Origin of the sequence: Thermus tenuipuniceus, from assembly GCF_002964845.1 — a bacterium.
GTDB lineage: Bacteria > Deinococcota > Deinococci > Deinococcales > Thermaceae > Thermus > Thermus tenuipuniceus.
In genome coordinates, this window is the sequence record NZ_PRDA01000091.1 from 1 (window position 1) to 985 (window position 985).

Annotated in this window: 1 protein-coding gene; it reads right to left on the reverse strand. The window is 61.1% G+C overall.

Annotated features, from left to right (window positions below; all coding sequences use genetic code 11):
* Positions 1 to 528: 528 nt before the first annotated feature.
* Positions 529 to 948 (reverse strand): helix-turn-helix domain-containing protein, encoded by a 420-nt coding sequence (locus C2847_RS12125; RefSeq protein WP_341865811.1) that lies wholly within the window; start codon positions 946 to 948, stop codon positions 529 to 531.
* Positions 949 to 985: the final 37 nt, after the last annotated feature.

Here is a 985-nt window from a genome sequence, read left to right on the forward strand (position 1 = left end):
GGATAAGTGCAAGTTTTGAGTTAAGCAAGGAGGTGACCCCTCCCTGTCCATGAAGAGGCGCAAGTCGAGGACGCCGCCGGTGGGGAGTAGTTCGAGTTGCGCCCAAGGCCTAAGACTCATACTTCTTCTTTTTCATATAGATTCCTGCATCCTAGGCCACCCGCGGAAGAGGGTATGCCGCCTGAGGGTCTCTGGGTCCCCCTCCAGGACCCGGCACCGCTCCGCTACCGCCTCCATCATCTCTTCCACATCCCGAAAGCACCGGTTCGCCACCGCCTCGTTCACCAAAGGCCATACCCGCTTGCAGCTCGGGACCCTAAGGGGGCAGAAACACCAGATGTATTCCCCAACAGACTCAGGCCCTTCCCCGTCTCCGGTTCCACCAAGGTGCCCACGTAGAACCACCGGTACCGGGGATGGACCACGGCCAAAGGCCTCTCCCCCTTCGGCTTCACACCCTGGGGTACTCCGGCCTAAGCCCCAGGCGGTACTCGTCGTAGGCCCAAGGCCTCCTGCGCCTCCCGATCCCTAAGCCGATGCTGGGGCCCGGGGATGCGCAGAGTAAAGCCCATTCCCCAACTCCCGTTCCACCCAGTCCCTCAGCTTGGGCCCCGTCCATAGGCCCCCGTCAGGAGGAGAGCCCTGCAGAGCCCTAAGGACTCTCACCTGTTCCTCAGGTGTGTGCTTGGGCCTCTGTCCGGGGTTACGATGGCGGTAGTCGGCAAGCCCCTCGGGCCCCAACGGGTTGAAGCGCTTCAGGACCATGTAGACCCAACGCTTGGAGGGCAATGTGGCCTGGGCAATCTCATCCATCGTCTTTCCCTCTAGGGCTAGAGAAATCGCCTGCCACCGTATCTTTTCCACTGGGTCCCGGGCTGTCTTGTACCGAAGGAGGGCTTCCGCCTGAGAGAGGCGGGGATAAAGCTTTGGCACGAGAGAAGGATACACCGAGAAGGGGTATCAGAGGCTGTCGTAAAAGTCTCCC